We start from the raw sequence: 23,505 nt of genomic DNA on the forward strand, positions 1-23,505 counted from the left end.
TCATGGCCGGGGCCAGCAAAGCCGTCGCCGACAGTCGCGCCAACCTGCCTTTCGTCTATCGCCAGTACAGCGCCGAGCAGCTCAGAGAGGTGCTTTACAAGATGTACCTCATCCGCCGCTTCGAAGAGGGCGCGGAAGAAAGCTACACGCGTGGCCTGATCCACGGCACCATGCATCTGTCGATCGGCCAGGAAGCCAGCGCCATGGGCATCTGCATGCCGCTTGGCGAGGATGACCAGATCACCTCGACGCATCGCGGCCATGGCCACTGCATCGCCAAGGGCGCCGAGGTGAAGCGCATGTTCGCCGAGTTCTTCGGCAAGACCACGGGCTACTGCAAGGGCCGTGGCGGCTCGATGCACATTGCCGATGTCGCCAAGGGCAATCTCGGCGCCAACGGCATTGTTGGCGGCGGCATTCCGATCGCCGTCGGCGCGGCACTTTCCTCCAAGATGATGAAGACGGGCAAGGTCGTTGTCTCCTTCTTCGGCGACGGCGCCAACAATGAGGGCGCCTTCCACGAGGCGCTCAACATGGCGGCGGTCTGGAAGCTGCCGGTCATCTTCGTCTGCGAGAACAATGGCTACGGCATGTCGACATCGACCGCCCGCTCGACCGCGGTGAAGAACATCGCCGACCGCGCCGCCGCCTATTCGATGCCGGGCGTCATCGTCAACGGCAACATCTTTTCAGAGGTCGCCGAGGCGTCCTACAAGGCCGTCGAGCGTGCCCGCGCCGGCGAGGGGCCGACGCTGATCGAATCCAAGACCTATCGCCATCGCGGCCATTCCAAGAGCGACCGCAACCGCTATCGCACCAAGGAGGAGATCGAGGACTGGATGTCGAACCGCGACCCGATCACGCTGTTCGAGAACGAGCTGCGGGAATTCGGCTTCATCGACGACAAGGGCATCGAGGCCATCCGCGACGCGGTGGCGCAGGAGATCGCCGACGGCATCGAATTCGCCAAGGCGAGCCCGTCGCCCGATGTCAGCGAGACCGGAAATTACGTGTATACGGAGCAGGCGTGATGGACGCGATGGTGCGTGAACTGAGCTACGCCCAGGCGATCCAGGAAGCCATGGCGATCGCCATGGATGTGGATGAACGCGTCTTCCTGATGGGCGAGGACATCGGCGTCTATGGCGGCGCCTTCCAGGTCACCGGCGATCTGGTCGAACGCTTTGGCACGGGGCGCGTCATCGATACGCCGATTTCGGAACTGGGTGGCGCGGGCGTCGCGGTGGGTGCGGCGCTTACCGGCATGCGGCCGATCTTCGAGTTCCAGTTTTCCGATTTCGCCACGCTTGCCATGGAGCAGATCGTCAACCAGGCGGCCAAGATGCGCTTCATGCTGGGGGGCGAGGTTTCGGTGCCCGTGGTGATGCGCTTTCCCGCCGGCTCCGGCACGGGTGCTGCCGCGCAGCACAGCCAGAGCCTGGAAGCCTGGCTCGGACATGTGCCGGGCCTGAAGGTCATCCAGCCGGCGACGCCCTATGATGCCAAGGGCATGCTTCTGGCGGCGGTCGCCGATCCCGATCCGGTGATGATCTTCGAGCACAAGCTGCTCTACAAGATGAAAGGTCCGGTGCCCGAAGGCTACTATACGGTGCCGATCGGCAAGGCCGACATCCGCCGCGAGGGCCGCGATCTCACCATCGTCGCCACCTCGATCATGGTGCAGAAGGCGCTCGACGCCGCCGCTACGCTGGAAGCCGAAGGCATCGACGTCGAAGTCGTCGACCTCAGGACCATCCGGCCGATGGACAAGCAGACCGTCATCGACAGCGTCAAGAAGACGTCGCGGCTGATGTGCGTCTACGAAGCAGTCAAGACGCTGGGCATCGGCGCCGAAGTCAGCGCCATGATCGCCGAGAGCGAGGCGTTTGACTATCTCGACGCACCGATTGTGCGGCTCGGCGGCGCGGAGACGCCGATCCCCTACAATCCGGAGCTGGAGAAAGCGACGGTGCCGCAGGTTCCCGACATCATCACCGCCGCGCGCGACCTCGTGAAAGGGGTCCGCTGAGACATGCCGACCGAAGTCATTCTTCCCAAGGTCGACATGGACATGGCGACCGGACAAATCTCGCGCTGGTTCGCCGAGGAGGGCGCCCGGGTCAAGAAGGGCGATGTGTTGTTCGAGATCGAGACCGACAAGGCAGCGATGGAGATCGATGCGCCGGCCAGCGGCGTGCTGCGTGACGTGACTGGCAAGGAAGGTGTCGACATTCCGGTCGGCGCGCCCGTGGCCTGGATCTATGCCGATGGCGAGGCTTACGCGCCTATCTCCCCCCTCGAGGGGGAGATGTCGGCGAAGCCGACAGAGGGGGTCACCTCAGAAGGCTCCGCCTTGGTGCCGAGCCCGGTCGAACCGACCCCTCCCGACCGGCCTTCGGCCGGCCACCCTCCCCTCGAGGGGGAGGGGAAAACCCGCGCGACGCCTTTGGCTCGGCGTCTGGCCCGTGAGGCGGGGCTCAACCTCTCAACCCTATCAGGCACCGGTCCATACGGCCGTGTTGTAAAGGCCGATATCGACGCCGCACTTTCCTCCCCCCTTGAGGGGGAGGTGTCCGCGAAGCGGACGGAGGGGGTCGTTTCAGAAGGCACCTCCCAATCCGGCACCGCCCTGGCGCCGAGTCCGGTCGAACCGACCCCACCCGACCGGCCTGCGGCCGGCCACCCTCCCCTCAAAGGGGAGGGGGACGTGTTGCGCCTCTTCGAACGCGGCTCCTACGAACTCGTCCCGCACGACAATATGCGCAAGACCATCGCGCGGCGCCTCGTCGAGGCCAAGACCACCATTCCGCATTTCTACCTGACGCTCGACTGCGAACTCGACGCGCTCCTGGCATTGCGCACGCAGATCAACGCGGCGGCTCCCGTCAGGAAGACCGACAAGGGCGAGGCGCCTGCCTACAAGCTGTCGGTCAACGACATGGTGATCAAGGCCATGGCGATGGCGCTGAAGGCGGTGCCGGATGCCAATGCCTCATGGACCGAAAGCGCCATGGTCAAGCACAAGCATGCCGATGTCGGCGTTGCCGTGTCGATCCCCGGCGGCCTGATCACGCCGATCATTCGGCATGCGGACGAAAAGACGCTGTCCACCATCTCCAACGAGATGAAGGATCTGGCGAGCCGCGCCCGCAGCCGCAAGCTGAAGCCGGAAGAGTATCAGGGCGGCACCACGGCGGTGTCGAACCTCGGCATGTTCGGAATCAAGGACTTTGCCGCCGTCATCAACCCACCGCATGCGACGATCCTGGCGGTCGGTGCGGGCGAAGAGCGGGCGGTGGTCAAGAACGGCGAGATCAAGATCGCGACTGTCATGTCGGTGACCCTGTCGACGGACCATCGCGCCGTCGATGGAGCACTCGGTGCCGAACTGCTGGTCGCCTTCAGGCGACTGATCGAGAACCCGATGGGCATGCTGGTCTAAGAGCACTCGAGGCGTCGGGAAACATAGTTCCTGGCGCCCATTTGCGCCAGGTATCGGCGGTCACAATGGTCATCAGGCTCGCGGAAGGCCAATTCCGCGGGCCCTCTTGCCGTGCCGCGACAGCATTTCATGCCAAGCTGCCGCTTGATCTGATCGCGCATGTGCGCTGTCATCCACCAGTCATATGCGCCGTGCAGGGAGGAAGGGACGGGGAGCCGGCCAGGGTCGGACCGTTCATGCACAGACAAGACAGGAGGTCTCATGAAGACGCTACTCATCAAGCTGCTGGCCAGCCAGCTGGCGCTCGCGGCAACTTTGTTTGCCGGCGTGGCAAGTGCCGAAACTCTGACGCTCTATACATCGCAGCCGGAAGCGGACGCGGCCAAGACCGTGGACGCCTTCAAGAAGGCGCAGCCCGGCATCGACGTGACCATCTATCGCTCGGGAACCAGCGACATCCTGACCAAGATGGCGGCCGAGTTCGCGGCAGGCAGCCCGCAGCCCGACGTGCTGCTGATCGCCGATGCGGTCTCGATGGAGCTGTTGAAGAAGGACGACCGGCTGCTGCCTTATGCCGAGGCCAAGCTCGATGGCATCGAGGCGGATGCCTATGATTCCGGCAAGACCTATTTCGGCAGCAAGCTGATCACCACCGGCATCGTCTACAACACCGCGGCCGCGCAAAAGCCGGAACATTGGGCCGATCTCGCCAAGCCCGCCTATGCCGATGGCCTGGTCATGCCGAGCCCGCTCTATTCGGGTGCCGCGGCCTATCTGCTTTCGGGCTTCGCCGGTGATACCAATTATGGCTGGGATTTCTTCCAGAAGCTGAAGACCAACAACACCGTCAGCGTGCGCGGCAATGGCGCGGTGCTGAAGTCGGTGGCATCGGGCGAGAAGCCCTATGGCATCCTGGTCGACTTCATGGCGATGAACGCCAAGAAGAAGGGGTCGCCGGTCGAGTTCGTGTTCCCCAGCGAGGGCGTGCCGGCGGTGACCGAACCGGTCGCCATCATGAAGACCGCCAGGAATGTCGACGGCGCCAAGAAGTTCGTCGACTTCATTTGTCGGATGAGGGCCAGAAGCTGGCGTTGTCCATGGGTTACCTGCCGGCGCGCGCCTCGGTGGGCCGCCCCGACTGGCTGCCGGAAGGCGTCAAGATCAAGGTGATGCCGTTCGACACCAAGGCGATCGTCGCCAAGACCGACGCCGACAAGGCGAAGTTCCAGGAACTGTTCGGCGGCTGAGCCGAGAATCACGCGGGATGCCGTTTCGGCGGCATCCCGGACCTCAGGAAACACAACCATGTCGACACGCATCAGGGAAAGCCGGGGCCAGGAAATGGCCCTGACGGCGGCGGTGGCCGTCGTCATCGTGCTGCTTTCGCTGCTGCCAATGCTGCGCCTGATCAAGGAGATCGTGGCACCTGGCGGCACCTTGTCGACGGTCGCCATTGCGGCCGGGCTGAGAAGCCCGGCGACCTGGATCGCGACCTGGCATACGCTGGTCGTCGGCATCGGCGGCACCTTGCTTGCCGTACTGTCGGGAACGCTGGTGGCGGTGCTGGTCTCGCTGACCGACATACGCGGCCGCGGCGCCCTGGTGCTCTGCTACGTCATGCCGCTGATGATCGCGCCGCAGGTGACGGCGCTGGCCTGGCTGCAACTGTTCGGCCCGGCAAGCCCGTTCCTCAAGCTTTTCGGCGCGGCACCGCCGCTCGGCACGAAGAACCCGCTCTATTCGACCTCCGGCATCATCCTGCTGCTCGGCGTGCAGTATGGCCCGCTGGTCTTCCTGCTGGTGCGCGCCGGCCTGCGCAAGCTGCCGCGCGAACTGGTCGAGGCCGCACGCGCCGGCGGTGCCGGCTGGTTCACCGTCCTGGTCACCATTGTCTTGCCGCTGATGACGCCGTCGATCATGGCGGCGGCCGCACTGGCCTTTGTCTCCTGCGTCGGCAATTTCGGCATTCCAGCCTTTCTCGGCATTCCCGCCAACTATCTGGTGCTGCCGACACTCATCTATCAGCGGCTGGCGGGCGGAGGTCCGGCGGTGCTCGGCGAAACCGCGTTCCTGTCGGTGCTGATCGGCGTCATCGCCATGGCCGGCATCCTCGCGCAGGAACTGATGAGCCGCCGCCGCGACTACCGCATCTCTTCGACATCGCTGCCCGCCGAACCTTACGAGCTTGGCCGCTGGCGCCCGATCGTCCAGGCCGGCATGTGGCTGCTGATCCTGCTGGTGCTGTTCCTGCCGATGCTTGGGCTGGTGCTGACCTCGCTGGTGCCGGGCTACGGCATCGCACTCACCGCCAGGACCGTGACGCTCGACAATTACCGCTTCGTGCTGTTCGAGCATGACGCCGCCAACCGCGCCTTCTTCAACAGCTTCTGGCTGTCGATCGCGGCCGCATTCTTCGCGGTCATCGTCGCCGTGCCGGTCGGCTACCTCATCGCCTGGGGCAAGCAGCGCTGGGTGCGGCTGCTCAACCTGGCTGTCGAACTGCCCTATGCCTTGCCGGGCGTGGTGCTGGCGATCGCTTCGCTGCTGCTGTTCCTGCGGCCGATCCCGCTGACCGGCATCCAGCTCTACAACACGGTCTGGATCATCCTTTACGCCTACCTTGCCCGTTTCCTGGTGCTGGCGCTGCGGCCGACCATCAGCGGCTATCACCAGATCGACCGGGCGCTGGAAGAGGCGGCGCAGGTGGCGGGCGCCGGCCTGTTCACACGCATGCGCACCATCATCTTTCCACTGGTCGCGCCGGCGGCGATCGCCGGTGGCCTGCTGATTTTCATGACGGCGCTCAGCGAACTCACCGTCTCGGCACTGCTGTGGTCGTCGGGCTCGGAAACAATCGGCGTTGTGATGTTCTCCTTCGAACAGGGCGGCGATTCCAACTACGCGGCAGCAATGTCGGTCATCACGGTCGCGGTCACCTTCGTGCTGATGCTGGTGACCAATCTGCTTGCCCCCTACCTTCCGAGCGGAGTGCTGCCATGGCGCGATTGAGCCTCGACCATGTGACCAGGAGCTTCGCTGACTTCGATGCGGTCAAGGATGTCTCGATCGACGTCGCTGACGGCGAGTTCCTGGCGGTGCTCGGTCCCTCGGGCTGCGGCAAGACGACGTTGCTGCGGCTCATCGCCGGCTTCGAGAAAGTGACCTCGGGCGAAATCCGCATCGGCAGTGATGTCGTTTCGAACAGCGGCGGCAGCGTCGCGCCGGAAAAGCGGCGCGTCGGCATCGTCTTCCAGAACTACGCGCTGTGGCCGCACATGACGGTTGCCGAAAACATTGGCTATTCGCTGAAGGTGGCAAAGCTCGACAAGGCTGTCGCGCGCCAGAAAGTGGAAGGTGCGCTCGCTTTGGTCAATCTGCAGGGGCTGGGCGACCGCAGGCCCGCCAATCTCTCCGGCGGCCAGCGCCAGCGCGTGGCCTTGGCACGTTGCCTTGTCGCCGCGCCGTCGTTGGTGCTGTTCGACGAGCCGCTTGCCAATCTCGACGTCCACCTCAGGGCTTCGATGGAGGATGAATTCGCCGCCTTCCACAAGCGCACGGGCACGACCATCGTCTACATCACCCATGATCAGGCCGAGGCGATGGCGCTGGCCGACCGTATTGCGGTGATGGACCATGGACGCTTGGCGCAACTCGCGACGCCGCGCGAGCTCTATCATGAGCCGGCAAATGAGATGGTGGCCTCCTTCATCTCGCAAGGCATCTTGCTGCCAGCCGACGTCTTGACAAGCGAGGAAGACGGCCATTGCAAAGTCAAGGTACTCGGCACCGAGCTGGTGGTCCGCTGCCGGCCCGGCGAGCGGCCGCGCACCGGCGGAAAGATATGCTGCAGGTCGGCGGATCTTGATGTCTCGCCGGATGGTCCGGGCTTCGATGGTCTCGTCAAGCGGGTGATCTACCAGGGGGGCGCCGTACGCATCGAATTTACGCCTGCCGCCGGTCCCGATCTCACCTTGCATTTCGAGCAGCCAGACCCGGTCTTGCTGGAGAGCGGAGCCCAGGCACGGCTGCGGATAAGGTCCGGCTGGCTGATCCCGGCTGCGGCAGCAGCCGCGTGATGATGCTGGACCTGCTTGGCGGCTTTGGCGAAAAGGGCCGCACCAGCCTCGCCGTCAACAGCGGTGGCGACCGCATCCTGCTCGATATCGGCATCAAGGTCGGCGCCTTCGGGGCGGAATACTATCCGGCCCTCGACGGGTCGATCACCGATATCGATGCGGCTTTGTTTCGCACGCCCTTGAGGATCATGTCGGCGCTCTGAGCTGGCTGTTGTCGCGCGGCTATGCCGGCCCGATCTTCATGACGGCCGAGACGCGCGACGAGGCGCCGGCCACGCTTGCCGCCTATGCCGAGCCGGAGGATTTCAGGCGCTTTCCGCTGCCGAATGATCGCGTCGAGATTTTCGAACCCGGCGACACGCTAAAGAGCGGCACTCTCACGATCAGGACCGGGCGGTCCGGGCATGTCGTGGGCGGCGTCTGGTTCGCTGTTGATGACGGAAAAGCCGCATGGTCCATTCCGCCGATGTGGTGCCGGACAGCCATGTGTTCGTCATGGACACGATCCCACACTGCGATCTTCTGGTCTTCGATGCCTCCTACGGCGCCGATCCCGTGCCGGGGGCTGTTCGGGCGCGGGAAATTTCTGAATGGGTGGCGCGGCATCCGCGGGGATGTCTTTTGCCGACGCCGCTGTCGGGCCGGTCGCTGGAATTGATCGCGGCCTTGCCGGGGCCGTTCGCCATCCATGCCGGCATGCGTGCGTCGCTGGAAGCGCAGATCGGCGCCACGGCGGCCTTGTTGCCTGATATTTCCGAGCTTCTGCGTGCCCGTTTGGCAAGTGCCGCCGACTGGGCCGATGCCGATCCCCTGCCGTCGCTGCCGTTACTGGCCGATGACGGCATGGGTGAGGCTGGCCCATCGTCGCGGCTGTTGCCGCGTGCCGACGATGCCGGGTTTCCGGTGCTGCTCACCGGACATTTGCCGGCTGGTTCTCCGGGCGATCTCCTGCACCGAGCCGGACGGGCGGACTGGGTGCGTATGCCCACCCATCCGACGCTTTCGGGCAATGTCGATATCTGGGAGAAGGCAGGACGGCCTGAAGCGCTGGGCCATTCCTGCACCACCCATCTTCTCGATGACCTCAAAAGTCACATCCCATCACTGCGCACGCAATGCCGTACCGGCCAGCGCATCACGGTGCCGCAAGGGAACAAACAATGAGAATTCTGATCTGCAACGATGACGGCATCGACGCGCCGGGGCTTGCCCGACTCGTCAACGCGGTCACCGGCCTTAGCGACGACATCTGGGTGGTCGCGCCCGATGGCAAGCGCACCGCTGCCGGCTCGTCGCTGACGATCGCCAGGCCGTTGACGATGCGGCGCGTCAAGACGAACTGGTATTCGTGCTCCGGCACCCCCGCCGATTGCGTGGTGAGCGCCATGACGTGGCTGTTTGCCGATGCGAAGAAACCAGATCTGGTGCTGGCGGGCGTCAATGACGGCCGCAACGTTGCCGAGGACCTTGCCTATTCCGGCACGCTCGGCATTGCCCGGGAGTCCACCTTCTGGGGCGTTCCGGCGATCGGTTTTTCGCGGGTGAAAAATCCTGATCTCACCGACGGCGACGACCAATGGCTCGGCGCGCTGATCGCCTCGCTATGGCAGTCGCGCACCGACTGGGCGACGGAGGGCCATTGGCTCAGCGTCAACCTGCCGACCGCGCTGCCGGCCGGAATCCGGCAGCCGCGCATCGGCCGCGACAAGATCGGCCGCAGTGCCGAAATCGTGGAAAGCGACGGCGATCGCACCGTCATCACCGTGCCGCGCGGGCGGGCTCATGCCAGTGAACCGGGGGATGAAAACGACGCGATCGATGCCGGCTTCGTCAGCATCAACCGGCTGAACTGGTTTGGCGAAACGCGGCTGGACGAACGGTTTATGGCCGAGATTCTGGGCTGACCTTCTGCGCGTGATCATCCAGATCACCAAGCTGTCAGCGGCCAAATTGCGCCAATCCTGTCCTTATGCTTGAAGCTGCCGCTATTTCATTCCACATCGGGCGCAATGAACGGCAAGATAGGAGAATGGCTTCGCAATTGGCGATGGGCCTTGGCCGCATCGCTGATCCTGCATGCCTTGATCGCGACGTTCTTGTTTTTTGGCGTGCCGAAATCCGAGCAGCAGCCGGTTCAGCAGGAACAGCCCGTCAATGTCGCGATCATACCGCCGCCCGAGAAGCCTAAGCCGAAACCTGCTCCAAAGCCACCCGAGCCGAGACCTGAGAAGAAGGCTGAAAAGCCGCCTCCAGAACCGCCGAAACCGCGAGACGACCAGGTTCTGAAGCGCGTCTTTCAGTATGGCCAGAAGGATACCGGGCCGGAGAAATCACTCGACGGAAGCAGCGCTAAACCCAACACGCCGTCGCCGGCCAAGGATGAGGCGGCGAAGCCGCCTATAACACCGACACCCGCGCCGGCCCAGCCCACCCCGGCAGCAACGCCACAGCAGAAGGCAGAGCCCATCAAGCCTGACGAGAAGCCGGCCACCGTTGCGCCGGACGAAAAGCCCGCGCAAACCGAGGAAAAGCAAGCGACCGAGGACACCGATAAACAACAGCCGGACAAACAGGAGCCGGCACCGCAACCCGCCGAAAAGCAAGCGGTTGTGACGCCGAAGCCATTGGCGGCAGAGACCGGTGACAAGCCGGCGCCTCCAGCCTCAACTGGAAAGGCAAAGCCCAAACCTGCCAAGACAATGACGTTCAAACCCGCAAGAGCCTTCAAGGCGCCGATCGGGAATGCTGGAAGGTCAAATCCAACCAACAACGACGTTGCAGGATCGCCGATCTATTCCGGGCTTCCGGGCGTGAGAAAGCTTTACTCGCAGGGCGCAACCGGCAATGCGTTCGCCACAAGCTCCATGGAGAACGTGCCGCGCGGTCAGCGCGTGGCCAATCTCTGCGGCAACGTTCTGAGCCAGGAATTGCAAACAGCCGACTATTCGATCAAATGGGTGCCAACCATTACGCTGGACAAAGGCAATGTTCTCAATCCTGCTCAGGCGGCCTTCAGCACCAGAAACACCTGGTACAATCTAAACTTCCGGTGTGAAGTCGACCCCGATGCGACGAGGGTCCTATCCTTCAACTTCCGTGTCGGGTCATCAATCCCACCTGGCGAATGGGCCAGCCGTGGATTCACCAAGTATCCGCTAAATTAGGTCGGCGCGCCGGATTGGCACCCGTCCTGGCGGCGGCGAACTGCCTGATCGTGGGCCGCCGCTCGTTAAGTCGCCCTAGCGCCTTGGTCGGGTTGCCCGGGGTGTGGTGATCCAAATCGACAAGCTGTCAGCGGCTAGATTGCGCAAATCCAATGCCTATGCTTGAAGCCGCCGCTATTTCATTCCACATCGGTCGGGATGAATGACGAGGCACGAGAACGGCGTCGGAATCTGTTGTGGGGCATCCCCGCATCGCTGATCCTGCACGTGCTTATCGCGGCGATCCTGATATATGGCCTGCCAATTCCTCCCCAACAGCCGCAGGAGGAGCAGCCGGTCGATGTCGCGCTCGTGCCGCCGCCCGATCAGCCGAAACCGAAACCTGCTCCCGTGCCGGCTCCTAAGCCACCGGAGCCGAAGGTTGAAAAACCACCCGAGCAGAAGGTTGAAAAGCCGCCTCCGCCGGAAAAGCAGGCACAGAAGCCCCCGCCAGTCGAGGCCTGGAAGCCTGTCTTTCAGTTCGGCGACAAGGATACCGGCCCGAGGAAATCCCCGGATGGGGCCAGCGCTCAGGACAGTTCGCCGGCGCCGGCCAAGGATGACGCTTCGGAGCCGCCGGTCGAGCCGAAGCCCGCGGAGGATAAATCCGCGGCGTCGGCGGAAGCGCACGACGCCGACGAGCAAACAGCCGCAGAGCCCACGCCACCGGCTACCGCCGCCGACGTGGGCGAGATCGAGCTCCCCACGTCGGCGGAAGCGCCAAAGCCCAAACCGGCAAATACGCCGAAGCCCGGCCCTTCAAAGGTCTCGAAGGCTGCATCGCGGAACCATTCGAGCCTACCGGGTGCTCGCCAGTTGTTCTCGCAAGGCGCTACCAGCGATGCACTCGCTACGACGGCGATGGACGGGGTGCCTCGCGGTCAGCGTGCTGCCATACTTTGCGCCAACGCGTTGCAGCAGCAGTTGTTGGATGCCTCGTATTTTCCCAAATGGGTGCCATCTGTTCCGCTGAAAGCGGGCAATATTGTTGACGGCTCGGATGTCGCTTTCAGCACCACAACGACATGGTACCATCTGAGCTTCCGGTGCGAGGTCGATACAGATGCGAAGAGGGTCTTGTCGTTCGACTTCCGTGTCGGCGCTGAGCTTCCACGCAGCGAATGGCCGCGGCCTCTCTAGTTTCTGCCAGCCTAAGCAGGAACGCCGAGCCCGGCCAATTGCCGGCTAACGTCATGCCAATCGGCGCAGACGAAATCGGCACCCGCCGCCGTCAGCCGCGCGCCATGCTCGGCATAGGTATGGCCGCCGCCGGTGTAGCCAATCGCCGTCATGCCGGCGGCGACCGCGCCCTGGATGCCGAAGGGCGAATCCTCGATGACGATGCAGTCGGCCGGATTGGCGACCATCCTGGCGGCGGCGAACAGGAAGATGTCGGGTGCCGGCTTGCCGTTCTTGACCATCGAGGAACTGTAGATCGCCTCGCCGAAGAAATGCGCCAGCCCGGTGACGGCAAGGCTGTGGTTGATGCGCTCGACCGAGGATGACGAGGCAACGCAACGGTCGCCTTCAAGCGTTTCCAGAAATGCGGCGATCCCCAGCGTCGGCTTCAATTCCTCGGTGAACAGCGCCTTGGTCTCGGCCCAGATGTCGTCGTCGGCGGCAGCGGGAAACTGATGGCCGGTCAATTCCCTGATCCGCACGATGATGTCGGACTGCTTCATGCCGACGCATTGGGCGATGATGCCGCCATGAACGCCTGGCATGCCGTGCTTTTCATAGACGCGCTCATAAGCCCTGGCGGCCAGCGGCTCGCTGTCGACGAGAACGCCGTCACAATCGAAAATGATAGGCCTTGGTCGCGCCACGCGCTTGTCTCCTCAAGTCAAATTTCGCACATCGCTATCGACAAAGAGTCAAATGTTCAATAGTGCGATGTCTTGAGCGCGTCTTGGGCATGAAACGGTGAGCAGTCAAAGCTGGCGCAGCGCATCGCTTGCGCGGGTGGATTCGAGCGCCCTTTGCATGGCTTGCCGGGACTGTGCGCGGTCCGGCGTGAGCCAGTTCGGCTCAGCGCCAAGGAAGCGGTCGAGGAAAGCCACGGCATAGGCCGGCATCTCGGTCACGTTCTCGCGATAGGACCACCAGGTGCGCAGGTCGTCGGCGCATTTGTCGATGCTGGGCGCCGTGCCGAATTCCTGCTCGTAGATCGCTGAAATCACCGAGACGCAGTAGTTGGTGTAGAGGAAGCCTTCCGGCCAGAAGCGGATGATTTCCAGCGTGCCGGCATTCTGGTCCGTTTCGATGAGATCGGTGAGGCCGGAGATTTTCCTGGCTGGCGCCTGCTTGATCAACTCACGCAGCACGAGGCCGGCGGCAAAGACGATGAAGTCGGCGCGGTCTATCGCGGCGAAGCGCTTCTGCGCCTCCATGATCTCGACCCAGTCGAGAAAAGCCCTTGTCAGCTTTGCCTCGTCAATCTCGAAACGCACACCGAACGTGTCCGAGACCACCTTGGCGCTGCCGCGGAAAGTAGCGCGAAACCAGCGCAACTGCCGCAACCGGTGGCGCAGGTCGGGCATAAGGGCCAGTTCATCCCTGAAGGGCAGTTCCATTGCATGCATCCCGTTTGACGACAGGCTAGCACAGCCGTGCCGCCGCTGAAATCAGCCGACGGTCCTGTGGATGGCGTGGCAGAGGCCAATATCATACATATTGACATTCGCGGAAACAAATGTTCTCACTTTGCTGTTGTCGCGCGCCGGTCCAAGGTGGGCTTCAACGGAGGCTTCGGGAGGAGAACCGAATGGCGATTTGGCAGTGGGGACTGCTTCTGCTGGTTATCGTGTGGGCGCTGCAGTCGCTCGGCGTCTGGCTGCAGATGCGGCACTATTCGGATGTCTTCCGGGGCGTCACCGACCAGTACAAGGACGGCTTTGTCGGAGCCGGCAATTTTCGCGGCCGATTTGCCAAGGGGACCATCGCGCTCGTCGTGGTGACACCTGACATGGTTGTGCGCCGCCTGATGGTGATGACCGGCCGGTCCGTCTTCACCAAGTTCAAAAGACATGAAGAATTCGAGGGTGTTCCCCTCGATCGACTCCGGTCCAACCCTGCGATCATGGGGGAGGGGGAACCCGGTGTGGCCGAGGCCGTGAAGCGGGCGATCGAACAGATCGACAAAACACGGTCGGAGCCGGGGAAGAAGCCGGGTCTATCCGGTTTGAACGTAGCAAGGGCCTAGAGGACGCCGCGCACCGACTGGGATAACCGGCGGGCGGCATAAGGAGGAGAAATGTCTGTATTTTCGTTGTTGGCGCAGCATGCCGACATGGCCGTGCACAATCTGCATGTCGCAGGTGCCATGGTCTCGGATGCTGCTTTGCATGGCAAGCTCGCCGTCGAGCATGCTTCCGATCATCTCGTTGTCCTGGCGCAAGCGGACAGCGGACCCATCACCGTCGACCAGTTCAAGGAAAAGCTGAAGGACGTCCAGCAGGAAGAGCAGCTTGGCTGGCTGACCGCCATCGGCAAGTATTTCATCGGCATCTTCCAGAAGGGCGGCGAAGTGTTCGCCGGCTTCGTCACCGGCATCATTCCGACGCTGGTGGTGCTGATGACCGCCTTCTACGCCGTCACCGAACTGGTCGGTGAAGAGCGCGTGCATGGCCTGGCGCGCGGCGCCGGCCGCATCGCACTGACCCGCTACACGCTGCTGCCGCTGCTGGCGGTGTTCTTCCTCACCAATCCGATGGCCTATACGTTTGGCTCGTTCCTGGAAGAAAAGCACAAGCCTGCCTTCTATGATGCGGCCGTATCGTACGTTCACCCGCCGCTTGGCCTGTTCCCGCACATCAACCCCGGCGAATATTTCGTCTGGGGCGGCATTCTCGTCGCGTTGCTGGAACTGGAAAAGAAGGGTGCCGTCGTTGCCGGTTACCACGTCAAGGTGGCGATCTGGTACGCCATTGTCGGCCTCGTCGTCATCCTGCTCAAGGGCATGCTGACCGAGCGCATCACCGCCATCATGGCACGCCGTCAAGGCGTCGAGCTGTAAGGGCGGGGAGGACATCATGGCCAAGACATACAAAGCAGTACGCATCTCCCGGGGTAAGACAGGTTGGGGTGGTCCGCTCGTGATCGAGCCGACTGAACAGCGCAGCAAGGTTGTGTCCGTCACCGGTGGTGGCATTCATCCAGTGGCACAGCTCATCGCCGACATGACCGGCGCCGAAGCCGTCGATGGCTTCAAGGCACCGCCGATCGAAAGCGAGATGGCGGTTGTCGTCGTCGATTGCGGTGGCACCGCACGCTGCGGCGTTTATCCGCGCAAACGTATCCCGACCGTCAATCTGACGCCGGTCGGACAGTCTGGGCCGCTCGCCCAGTTCATCACCGAGGATATCTACGTTTCGGGCGTGAAGCCGGCCAACGTCACAATGGCGGACGGGTCCGAAACGGTCACCACTGCAGGGGGAGCAGCAGCGATGAGTTCGAGCAATAACAATACGACGCCGACGGCGCTGCCCAGCGAGGGTGGTCTTATCGGCTTTATCAGCACGATCGGCCGCATCATGGGTCGGGTCGTCGGCATCTTCTTCAATGCCGGTCGCCGCACCATCGATCAGGTCATTCGCAACGTGCTGCCGTTCATGGCCTTCGTGACCATGCTCATCGGTCTGATCCTCTACACCGGCATCGGTGACGTGCTGGCCCAGCCGATGGGTCCGCTGGCCAACAACATTGTCGGCCTGCTGATCATCTCGGCCATTTGCGGCCTGCCGTTCCTGTCGCCTATCCTCGGGCCAGGTGCTGTCATCGCGCAGGTCATCGGCGTCGCCATCATTGGCCCGCAGATCGCCAATGGCACGATTTCGCCGGCAATGGCCCTGCCGGCGCTGTTTGCCTACAACACCCAGGTGGGCTGCGACTTCGTCCCCGTCGGCCTCGCGCTTGGCGAAGCCAAGCCGAAGACGATCGAAATCGGTGTTCCGGCGGTGCTCATCAGCCGTCAGATCATGGGTCCCATCTCGGTGCTGATCGCCTGGGTCGTCAGCCTGATCGTGTTTTAAGGAAAGTATGAAATGAGGTTCGCCATATGACAGTTCTTTTGAGAACACGGGTCACGGCCATCGGGCCCGAAGTGGCGGATCTTGCCGAAGGGGGCGTGGTCATCCTGTTTGCGGATGGCTCGCCGCCGGAGCTTGCCGAGGTTTCCGTGCTCCACAAGACGGAGCAGGGACCCAGTGACGGAGCGCCTCAAAAGGGCGCTTCGATCACCCTTGGTCCGGTTTCCGCTGTTATAACCGCCGTCGGCTCCAGCGCGTGGAGCAAGGTGCTTGAGATGGGCCACGTGGTCATCTCGTTCAACGGCGCCACCGAGGCCGAGAGGCCGGGCGAAATCTGCGCATCGCAAGTTGATACACAGGCGCTTGTGGCCGCCCTGAAGACTGGCGAGATCATCACCATCGTCGCCTGACAGCATTCGCGCCACAGCTTATGCTGGCGCCCAGAACCAGAGTATTGCCATGGAACGCTCGACCATCGTCAGAGTGCATGAAGGTCTGCACGCCCGTCCCGCCACGCGGTTCGTCAAGCTCGCCAAGGGCTTCGAATCCGATGTCGAGCTGGTCAAGGACGGCAAGGCGGTCAGCGCCAAGAGCTCCGTCAAGCTGATGCTGCTGGCGGTGAAGGAAAACCAGGAAGTCACCGTGCGGGCGAACGGCGCCGACGCCATCGAGGCCATTGAGGCGCTGATCGGCTATCTTGAGAACCCGAAAGCGGGCCTCGACGATGAAGCCGAGCCGCAGAGCCCGGCCAACGACGCCGGACAGGAAGCGGCAGCGGTGCCGGCTGCCCAGCCTATGCCGGCCGCACTCGGTGAATCAAACGGCTTGCGCGGTGTCGCGGCAAGCGAGGGTGTCGCGATCGGGCCGGCCTTCGCGCATTTCCCTCCTGAGATCGCCGGACAGGGGCGCGTGTTGCAGGCCGACGAGATTGCCGGCGAGATCGACAGGTTCCGTGCCGCCGTCGCCGTCGTCCAGGCGCGCATGGATCGGGCCTTGGCGCAGGACAGCCTGTCGGCCGGGGATCGGGGCATCGTCGCAGCACTCAGGGATATCGCCGCCGACGACAGCCTGACCGGCGAGGCCGAGAAGGCGATCAAGGGCGGCAATGACGCGGTTTCGGCCGTCATCATCGCCGCTTCCACCATCGCCGCCGATTTCAGCGCCGTTGACGATCACTACCTCAATGCGCGGGCGGACGATGTCCATGCCGTCGGGCGGCAGATCTGCCTGGTGCTGCTGGGCCAAGACGACGTCAGCCTCGAAAACATTCCCGAAGGCGCCATCCTCATCGCCGACGACATCGGCGCCTGGGATCTGGCGCGCGCGCCGCTGAAACGCATTGGCGGGGTGATTTGCGGCCATGGCGGCGCCACCTCGCATATCGCCATCATCGCCCGCTCGCACGGCATTCCGGCGGTGCTGGGCCTTGGCGACCAGGTCAATGCCTTGCGCACGGCGCGCGACGTGGCGCTCGACGGCAACACCGGCCATGTGATCATCGACCCGGATGCGGCGACGCGCGCCGACTACGCCGGCCGTGTCGAAGCGGCGGCGAAGGAGCGTGCCGGCCTTACCGCCTTCAAGACAGTGACGCCGAAGCGCGCCGACGGCAAGGTGATCGAGGTCGCGGCCAATATCGGCTCGCTGGAGGAAATCGAGGCGGCGCAGGAAGCCGGCGCCATGGGCGTCGGCCTGTTCCGCACCGAACTCCTGTTCATGCGCCACATGCATCTCCCCTCGGAGGACATGCAGGCCGAGACCTACGCGGCGCTGGCCAAGGCCTTTGCGTCCTATCCGGTCATCGTGCGCACGCTCGACATCGGCGGCGACAAGCCGATTGCCGGCATCGAGTTTCCCGACGAGGAGAACCCCTTCCTCGGCTGGCGCGGTATCCGCATGTGCCTCGACCGGCCCGATATCTTCAAGCGTCAGCTCAGGGCGCTGCTGAGGGCGGCCGTGCACGGCAACATCAAGGTGATGCTGCCGATGGTGTCGGATATTTCTGAAGTCACGCGCACCCGCGTACTGGTCGATGAATGCGCCGCGGAACTCACGGCCGAAGGCGTGCCGCATGCGACGTTCGATCTCGGCGTGATGATCGAGACCCCGGCCGCCGTGCTGATCGCCCCGGCGCTGGCCAAGGAGGTGGCCTTCTTCTCGATCGGCACCAATGACCTGACCCAGTACATCATGGCCGCCGACAGGCTCAACCCAACCGTGGCCAAGCTCAACGACGTCACCAATCCGGCGGTCATGATGGCGATCGAGCTGACGGCAAAAGCCGGCGTCGCCGCCGGCATCATGGTGGGCATGTGCGGCGAGGCGGCTGGGCGACCGGATCTGATCCCGGCCTTCATCGAGATGGGCCTGACCGAGCTTTCGATGAGCCCGGCCTCGATCCAGCGTGCCAAGAAGACGATCACGGCCATGGCCGCCGGAGATTAGGTTTCCGCAGCCGTTCTATTTGTTTTGCGCAACCGGGCGTTATGGCAAGTGGGCAAGCAAGGTGGCAAAGACAGGGGTCAATTCCTCGACCGGGGTCGCCTTGCCGCAAGCCTGCACGATGCGGTCGTGACGGATATCGGCAGCCAGGATCGCGATCTCCAGCATGTCCGGCTCCGGCGCGCCATCCCTCCCTGTTGTCGCCAGGCCGCAGGCCAGAACGACCGGCGCCAGGCAGCTTATGTCGAGCGCCCGTTCCCCGCCCATTTCCGGCGCGACTTCGCCAAAGCGGACCGGACGCTGGTTGAGCAACTCGACAAGCAGCGCCGCACAGGTGGCCGCGATCGCCTGCAGTCCGGCACCCGGTGCGGTCAACGCGGCCAGCAGATCGCCATGACGCTTGCGCATCGTGGCATGCGCGGCAGCAAAATCGGCTTCATGAATGCGGGCACTGTCGATCTTCAGCCCGGCAAGCACCGCCTTGGTCAGATAGTACATGTCGCGCCGGAACAGGCGTTCGGCGCTCAACTGCCGTTCTTCGTTTCCGGCCGGGAAATAGGTGCCGAGGCCTTTCACGGTCGTGCCGTCCACCTTGATCGGGCGCTCATGCGGGACAAAGGATTCGGCGATCGACAGCGCCTCGTCGAACGCGCTGGCCGCATGGCTGAGCAAGCCTTCGATGCCCTTGCCCGGAAACGGCGGCAGATGGCTGGTCGCTTCGCGCAGGACGCTGGCGTCACCGGTGCCGTCATGACGGCTCTGGCGGATGATGTCGCGGACTTCCCGCAACCGGTCCTTCAAATTGACGCGGACGTCTTCGGAGATTTGTCGGAGCATCGCGGATCGCCTCGAAAGTGCCATGGAGGGCGGCCAGCAAGGGGCCGGCCACCAGCTCTACATTGTTCCTATCGATTGGTAGATCAATAGGCGATACTAGACCAGCACGCAGAATCGGCGACAGCGGGCTTGTCCGTCGCCGCGGGGGAGGGATGATTTGGCCAGGCGACGACAAACCGGAGAGGGACGGGCCGACGATGGACGGGCAGGGGTCGAAGCGACCGAGCAGGTCGCTAGTGAAAGCCGGACGGACCGCCTCAGGATTCGCGCCGCCTGGATGTATTTCGTCGAGCAGATGACGCAGAACGAGATCGCCGACGTGCTTGGCGTCGGCCGCGTCACCATCGTGCGCATGCTGGCGGAGGCGCGGGCGCGCAACGAGGTGAAGATCACCATCGAGAGCGAATTGTCGGAGATCGTGCGGCTGGAGCGCGCGCTGGAGCGGACGTTCGGCCTGCAACAGGCGCTGGTGGCGCCTCTTCTGCACCCAATGCCGATCCGATACCGGCAATCAGCGCCAAGACCGGCAGTTTTCTGTCCGATACGATGAAATCCGGTATGCGCGTCGGCGTCGGCTGGGGCCAGACGCTGTTTTCGAGCCTGCCCTTCATCAGCGCCAAATCGCTCACCGACTTCAAGGTCATTTCGCTGCTTGGCGGTGTCGGCGTCGTGCGGCGCTACAACCCGGCCGAGTTCGCCTGGCGCTTCGCCCAGATATTCCAGGGCGACGGCTATCTGATCCCGACGCCGGCCGTCGTCGATAGCGTCGAGACCAAGATCGCGCTGGTCGAGCGCTGCGGCCTGCAGGAGGTTTTTGAAATGGCCAACGTGCTCGATGCCGTTCTGCTGAGCGTCGGCGGCATCGCCTCGGCCACAACCTTCTCTCGCGGCGGCTTTCTCAGGGAAGCGGACCGGGAGGCCCTGCTTGCGCGCGGCGCCGTCGGCGACCTTCTGTTCCATTTCTTCGACCGCAACGGCGATCTGGTCGACCATCCCGTCAACAGCCACGTGATGTCGGTGGAGGTCGACCGTCTGCGCGCGGCGCCGATCCGCATCCTCACCTCCGGCGGTGCAGAGAAGACCGAGGCGCTGCTCGGCGCCATGAACCTGATCGCGCCGACGATCCTCATCACCGACGAGGAAAGCGCCAAGCGCATGCTCGAGGCGGTCAGCGCAAGCTGAAGGATTCCGTGATGTAATCGGGCCAGGCCTGCTGCTCGTCGAAAATGACGGCAAGATCCGGTGTGTCCGCCAAGATTCCGCCGAGCACCAGCGCCGTGGCGATGCCGGCGCCATTGCCGCCTGATATATCGTGCTCGACGCTGTCGCCGACGCAGACCACGCTGTGGCGGTCCGGCTCGCCGGCCAGCGCCAGGGCAGCGGCGAAAATCGCCGGATAGGGTTTCCCGATGCGGGTGACGCTGCCGCCCAGGCTTTCGTAGAGATCGGCGATCTCGCCGGCGCCGAAGCGGGGTCCAACCGCCGTCAGCATGATCCTGTCGGGATTGGTGCAGAAGCACGGTACCTGCCGCGCCGCCGCCGGCGCGAGCAGCTGGCGGTAGTGGTCGAGGTCGTAGCGATCGCCCTCGCTGGCCGAGATCAGCACCAGTTCGGCATCTTCACCGGCCTCGGTCAGCGCGAAGGGCAAGCCTTCGATCGCCGTGCGGTCGCCGTCGCGGCTGATCAGCAGGCATTTCGTGCCGGGCCGCAAGGCTCCGGTCGCAGCCATCTCATGGAAGCGTCGCCATGCCACCTCGCCGGAGGAGACAAAATGGTCCCAGCTTCCGGCGGCAAAACCGAGCTTCAGCAGGCGATCCTCGTTGGGTCTGGCGCGCTTGCCTGAATTGGAAATCAGCACCACCGTCTTGCCGGCGCGCTTCAGCGCCGACAATGCCTCCACCGCGCCGGGATAAGGAGCCTGGCCGTCATGCAGCACGCCGAACTGGTCGAGCAGGAAGATTTGGTAGCGCTCAGCCAGCGGTCCGATGCCGTCGAGGCGTTCGATGGGTTTCGCGCTCATAGGAGTCCCGCCTTGCTGGCACCCTTCAGCGCCAGCCGCCCCGTGCCGGCGGCCGCTTCGTCGGAAAGTGCCGGCAGGAAATCGATACCGAGCTTGCGCCGCCGGATCGCCGTCCAGGCCGCATTTGCCGCGCCGCCGCCGACGCTCCGGACCGAAGTCAGCGCCGGCGCGCCAAGTTCGGCCAGCCTGCGGTAGCCGAGCGCCTCGATCGCGGCCATGCCTTCGAACATCGCTTTGAGATAGTCGGCATCGTCTGCCGGCCTAGGGGTAAGGCGCGGCGACAGGGCCGGATCGGCGATGGGGAACCGCTCGCCTGGCATGCTGAGCGGATAGTAGTCGAGGCCGGTCTCGGTTGTCGGGTCGATTTCGGTACTCAACTCGATGATCTGCGCGAGCGAAAAATGCTGCGCCAGCACCTTGCCGCCGGAATTTGACGCGCCGCCGGCCAGCCAGCTGTCGCCGAGGCGATGGCTGTAGATGCCGAAGCGCGGCGCCGAGATAGGCCGGTCGGACAGGATCTTGATGGTGAGCGAGGATCCCAGCGCCGTCACGCCGTCGCCGGCGGCCGTGGCGCCCGTCGCCAGGAACGAGGAGCAGCCATCCGTGGTGCCGGCGACCACGGCCACATGGCGCGGCAGGCCGAACAGCTGCGCGGCGGCCGCGGTGAGCGTGCCGGTGACATCGCCGGGCTCGACGACATCAGGCAGCAAGTCCATGTGCATTCCGGTGGCCGCGATCCAGCCCGGCCAGCAGCGGGCCTCGACGTCATAGCCTGTCTTCAGCGCATTGTTCTCGTCGCTGACGTCGAAGCGGCCAGAAAAGTTTGCGGCGATCCAGTCGGCCTGGTGCAGCACCGCCGCGATGCCAGGCAAATGCTGGAACCGCAATGCCTTGGCAAGGCCGGAAGTGGCGCCATGCGCGGCGCTCGCCTCCGGCGCCTCGCGGGCGATGGCGGCCAGGATCTCAGCGTCGTCCACCTTGTCGTTGTACATCAGCGGTTCGGCCAGCGGTCGCCCGGATGCGTCGACCGGCAGCAACGTGCCTGACGTGCCGTCGATGGCGATGGCGCGGACCGCGGTGCGGTCGATGCTCGAAAGCAGTTCTGTCAGAGCTGCCTGGACCGCTTGCCACCATGCCGAGGGGTCGCGGGGATTTTGGCCGAATTTGTCGAGGCGGACAGCGGACTGGCCGGCAATCGAAAAATCCGGACACATGGCGACGGCGCGCGCGCCCGACGTGCCAATGTCGATGCCGATGACAAGAGGCATCATGTCTTCAGTCCTTTGCTAGCCGCCTGTGGCATTGAGCTTCTGGCGATATTGCTCGGCGTCCCAATTGACCAGTTCGTCGTTCTCGGCGGCGGTGAGATAGTTCAATCGTGCCGCGACATCGACGCGCGCCGTCACGTCGGCGAGGCAGCGCTGCATGGCATCGGCGCCGGCGCTGGCGTCGCCGCGCATCAGCACGCCGTTGCCGGGAAACAGGATAGCCATGGGTGCCGTGCCGAGCCGCGCGATGACACCGGCCGCATCCTCGCCTGGCCTCGCCACGACCGAGCCCTGGCCGAGGAAGATGACATGGTCCGGATAGAGGCTGCCGGCCTCGGCCATGCGGCGGCTTTCGGCATCGAGCGCGACCGCATGCGCTTCGGCATCCGCCGGCAATCGGTAGATGTTGTCGGCGGCAAGCGCCGTCAGAGCCGCGATATCGGGTGCGGCGGTCGCGCGCGCCGGGCGCGCCAGCAGCGAGCGGACGCGGCGGAGCAGACGATCCGCCTCGGCGACGGTTTCGGCGGCGACGACCAGCCCGTGATTGCCAAGGATCAGCACGTCGACACCGGGGCGCAGCTTTTCGGCAATGCCACGGGCAAGCGGCAGGCCTGGCCGGAAGTAGGGTACGTAAGCCCATTCGATGCCGCCGAGCCGCCTGGCGACCTCGGCCTCGCCATCGGCCTGCACGGCAAGCGAAATCGTGTCGACGCAGTGCACATGCAGCACCACGCGTTGCGGCATCAAGGCATGCACAGTGGTCTCGATCGACGGGCGCAGGCCGCGCGGATTGAGTTCATCGATGGCAAAGGCCTGCGGCGTGTCGGCGGCCGGATCGCGATCGTCGATCGCCTTGAGCAGCGGCGCCATCGCAACCGGCACCATGATGTCGTCGCTGAGCGCATCCTTCAGCCAGGTGCCGGAGGCCTTGATCCACAGCGTGTCGCCGGCCTTGAGCGAAGTGTTGCCACCCGCCGCCTGGGTCATATGCGGGTTGAGCCCGATGCTGGCCGAAAGCGCCCGCAAGGCTGCCAGTTCCTGCGCATCAGCTTGGGTTGCCATGGCGCCTTTCCCTCAACGCTTGCGTGAAATCCCGTCGCCCGGGCCGCTGTTGGCGCTGATATCGCAGATGTGAGTGATCTACGTCAATAGTGATCTACTATCATCAAAACCGACTTGTAATCTGACTA

At 64.0% G+C, this 23,505-nt stretch carries 21 protein-coding genes and 2 pseudogenes; 17 read left to right on the forward strand and 6 right to left on the reverse strand.

The window, feature by feature from the left end; all coding sequences use genetic code 11:
* The first annotated feature begins 2 nt into the window (after positions 1–2).
* The 11 genes and pseudogenes from AC0V7N_RS09215 to AC0V7N_RS09265 all read left to right on the forward strand — a co-directional run bounded on the left by AC0V7N_RS09215 (position 3) and on the right by AC0V7N_RS09265 (position 11,861).
* On the forward strand, positions 3–1,031 hold the full coding sequence (locus AC0V7N_RS09215; RefSeq protein ID WP_475456637.1) for a thiamine pyrophosphate-dependent dehydrogenase E1 component subunit alpha: 1,029 nt from the start codon (positions 3–5) through the stop codon (positions 1,029–1,031).
* Positions 1,031–2,029, forward strand: a complete 999-nt coding sequence (locus tag AC0V7N_RS09220) for an alpha-ketoacid dehydrogenase subunit beta (RefSeq protein ID WP_475456639.1) — start codon at positions 1,031–1,033, stop codon at positions 2,027–2,029. The genes AC0V7N_RS09215 and AC0V7N_RS09220 overlap by 1 nt, the downstream gene beginning before the upstream one ends.
* Before the next feature lie 3 nt (positions 2,030–2,032).
* Positions 2,033–3,442, forward strand: a complete 1,410-nt coding sequence (locus tag AC0V7N_RS09225) for a pyruvate dehydrogenase complex dihydrolipoamide acetyltransferase (RefSeq protein ID WP_496627803.1) — start codon at positions 2,033–2,035, stop codon at positions 3,440–3,442.
* Between the two features lie 261 nt (positions 3,443–3,703).
* Positions 3,704–4,689: pseudogene (locus AC0V7N_RS09230) on the forward strand (ABC transporter substrate-binding protein).
* 58 nt (positions 4,690–4,747) lie between these two features.
* Complete coding sequence (locus AC0V7N_RS09235; RefSeq protein WP_496627804.1) at positions 4,748–6,451, forward strand: ABC transporter permease subunit; 1,704 nt, start codon at positions 4,748–4,750, stop codon at positions 6,449–6,451.
* Positions 6,439–7,518 carry an ABC transporter ATP-binding protein gene (locus AC0V7N_RS09240; protein ID WP_475456643.1) on the forward strand — a complete coding sequence of 360 codons (1,080 nt, stop codon included), beginning with the start codon at positions 6,439–6,441 and terminating at the stop codon, positions 7,516–7,518. Before AC0V7N_RS09235 ends, AC0V7N_RS09240 begins: the two co-directional genes overlap by 13 nt.
* Positions 7,518–7,721 carry an MBL fold metallo-hydrolase gene (locus AC0V7N_RS09245; protein WP_475456645.1) on the forward strand — a complete coding sequence of 68 codons (204 nt, stop codon included), beginning with the start codon at positions 7,518–7,520 and terminating at the stop codon, positions 7,719–7,721. The genes AC0V7N_RS09240 and AC0V7N_RS09245 overlap by 1 nt, the downstream gene beginning before the upstream one ends.
* Before the next feature lie 247 nt (positions 7,722–7,968).
* Positions 7,969–8,682: a hypothetical protein gene (locus AC0V7N_RS09250; protein WP_475456647.1), complete on the forward strand. Its 714-nt coding sequence runs from the start codon at positions 7,969–7,971 to the stop codon at positions 8,680–8,682.
* Complete coding sequence (locus AC0V7N_RS09255; protein WP_475456649.1) at positions 8,679–9,422, forward strand: 5'/3'-nucleotidase SurE; 744 nt, start codon at positions 8,679–8,681, stop codon at positions 9,420–9,422. Before AC0V7N_RS09250 ends, AC0V7N_RS09255 begins: the two co-directional genes overlap by 4 nt.
* A gap of 105 nt (positions 9,423–9,527) precedes the next feature.
* Complete coding sequence (locus AC0V7N_RS09260) at positions 9,528–10,682, forward strand: DUF930 domain-containing protein (protein ID WP_475456651.1); 1,155 nt, start codon at positions 9,528–9,530, stop codon at positions 10,680–10,682.
* Between the two features lie 162 nt (positions 10,683–10,844).
* Positions 10,845–11,861 carry a DUF930 domain-containing protein gene (locus AC0V7N_RS09265; protein WP_496627805.1) on the forward strand — a complete coding sequence of 339 codons (1,017 nt, stop codon included), beginning with the start codon at positions 10,845–10,847 and terminating at the stop codon, positions 11,859–11,861.
* Between the two features lie 11 nt (positions 11,862–11,872).
* On the opposite strand, the gene AC0V7N_RS09270 is transcribed toward AC0V7N_RS09265, so the two are convergent.
* Together AC0V7N_RS09270 and AC0V7N_RS09275 are read right to left on the reverse strand one after the other, a co-directional pair.
* Entirely contained in the window at positions 11,873–12,547 is a 675-nt protein-coding gene (locus tag AC0V7N_RS09270; protein WP_475456653.1) for an HAD family hydrolase, read from the reverse strand.
* A 105-nt stretch (positions 12,548–12,652) separates the two neighbouring features.
* Positions 12,653–13,294, reverse strand: coding sequence for a hypothetical protein (locus AC0V7N_RS09275; protein ID WP_475456655.1), 642 nt, complete (start codon positions 13,292–13,294; stop codon positions 12,653–12,655).
* 191 nt (positions 13,295–13,485) lie between these two features.
* Between AC0V7N_RS09275 and AC0V7N_RS09280 the strand changes: the two genes are divergently transcribed.
* The 5 genes from AC0V7N_RS09280 to ptsP are packed head-to-tail and all read left to right on the forward strand — an operon-like array spanning position 13,486 to position 18,193.
* Positions 13,486–13,923 (forward strand): transcriptional regulator GutM, encoded by a 438-nt coding sequence (locus AC0V7N_RS09280; protein WP_475456657.1) that lies wholly within the window; start codon positions 13,486–13,488, stop codon positions 13,921–13,923.
* 51 nt (positions 13,924–13,974) lie between these two features.
* Positions 13,975–14,736, forward strand: coding sequence for a PTS glucitol/sorbitol transporter subunit IIC (srlA, locus tag AC0V7N_RS09285; protein ID WP_127279228.1), 762 nt, complete (start codon positions 13,975–13,977; stop codon positions 14,734–14,736).
* A 16-nt stretch (positions 14,737–14,752) separates the two neighbouring features.
* Positions 14,753–15,751: a PTS glucitol/sorbitol transporter subunit IIB gene (gene srlE, locus AC0V7N_RS09290; protein WP_475456659.1), complete on the forward strand. Its 999-nt coding sequence runs from the start codon at positions 14,753–14,755 to the stop codon at positions 15,749–15,751.
* A gap of 26 nt (positions 15,752–15,777) precedes the next feature.
* The gene (locus AC0V7N_RS09295) at positions 15,778–16,158 is read left to right on the forward strand and encodes a PTS glucitol/sorbitol transporter subunit IIA (RefSeq protein WP_475456661.1); all 381 of its coding nucleotides are present in this window, start codon (positions 15,778–15,780) and stop codon (positions 16,156–16,158) included.
* Between the two features lie 49 nt (positions 16,159–16,207).
* Entirely contained in the window at positions 16,208–18,193 is a 1,986-nt protein-coding gene (gene ptsP, locus AC0V7N_RS09300; protein WP_475456663.1) for a phosphoenolpyruvate--protein phosphotransferase, read from the forward strand.
* A 39-nt stretch (positions 18,194–18,232) separates the two neighbouring features.
* Here ptsP and AC0V7N_RS09305 read toward each other — a convergent pair whose 3' ends face one another.
* A complete protein-coding gene (locus tag AC0V7N_RS09305) occupies positions 18,233–19,027 on the reverse strand; it encodes a hypothetical protein (protein ID WP_475456665.1) in 795 nt (264 codons plus the stop codon).
* A gap of 157 nt (positions 19,028–19,184) precedes the next feature.
* On the opposite strand from AC0V7N_RS09305, the pseudogene AC0V7N_RS09310 reads away from it, so the two are divergent.
* A pseudogene (locus AC0V7N_RS09310) lies at positions 19,185–20,209 on the forward strand (sugar-binding transcriptional regulator).
* On the opposite strand, the gene AC0V7N_RS09315 reads toward AC0V7N_RS09310, so the two are convergent.
* Genes AC0V7N_RS09315 through AC0V7N_RS09325 form a run of 3 tightly spaced genes read right to left on the reverse strand, consistent with a single transcriptional unit; the run spans position 20,196 to position 23,377 of the window.
* The gene (locus AC0V7N_RS09315; protein ID WP_475456667.1) at positions 20,196–21,047 is read right to left on the reverse strand and encodes a TIGR01459 family HAD-type hydrolase; all 852 of its coding nucleotides are present in this window, start codon (positions 21,045–21,047) and stop codon (positions 20,196–20,198) included. The pseudogene AC0V7N_RS09310 and the gene AC0V7N_RS09315 sit on opposite strands and share 14 nt — an antisense overlap.
* Positions 21,044–22,318, reverse strand: a complete 1,275-nt coding sequence (locus tag AC0V7N_RS09320; RefSeq protein WP_475456669.1) for an FGGY-family carbohydrate kinase — start codon at positions 22,316–22,318, stop codon at positions 21,044–21,046. Before AC0V7N_RS09320 ends, AC0V7N_RS09315 begins: the two co-directional genes overlap by 4 nt.
* A gap of 15 nt (positions 22,319–22,333) precedes the next feature.
* The gene (locus AC0V7N_RS09325) at positions 22,334–23,377 is read right to left on the reverse strand and encodes a class II aldolase/adducin family protein (RefSeq protein ID WP_475456671.1); all 1,044 of its coding nucleotides are present in this window, start codon (positions 23,375–23,377) and stop codon (positions 22,334–22,336) included.
* Between the last annotated feature and the right edge of the window lie 128 nt (positions 23,378–23,505).

Source organism: Mesorhizobium kamtschaticum (assembly GCF_056174585.1).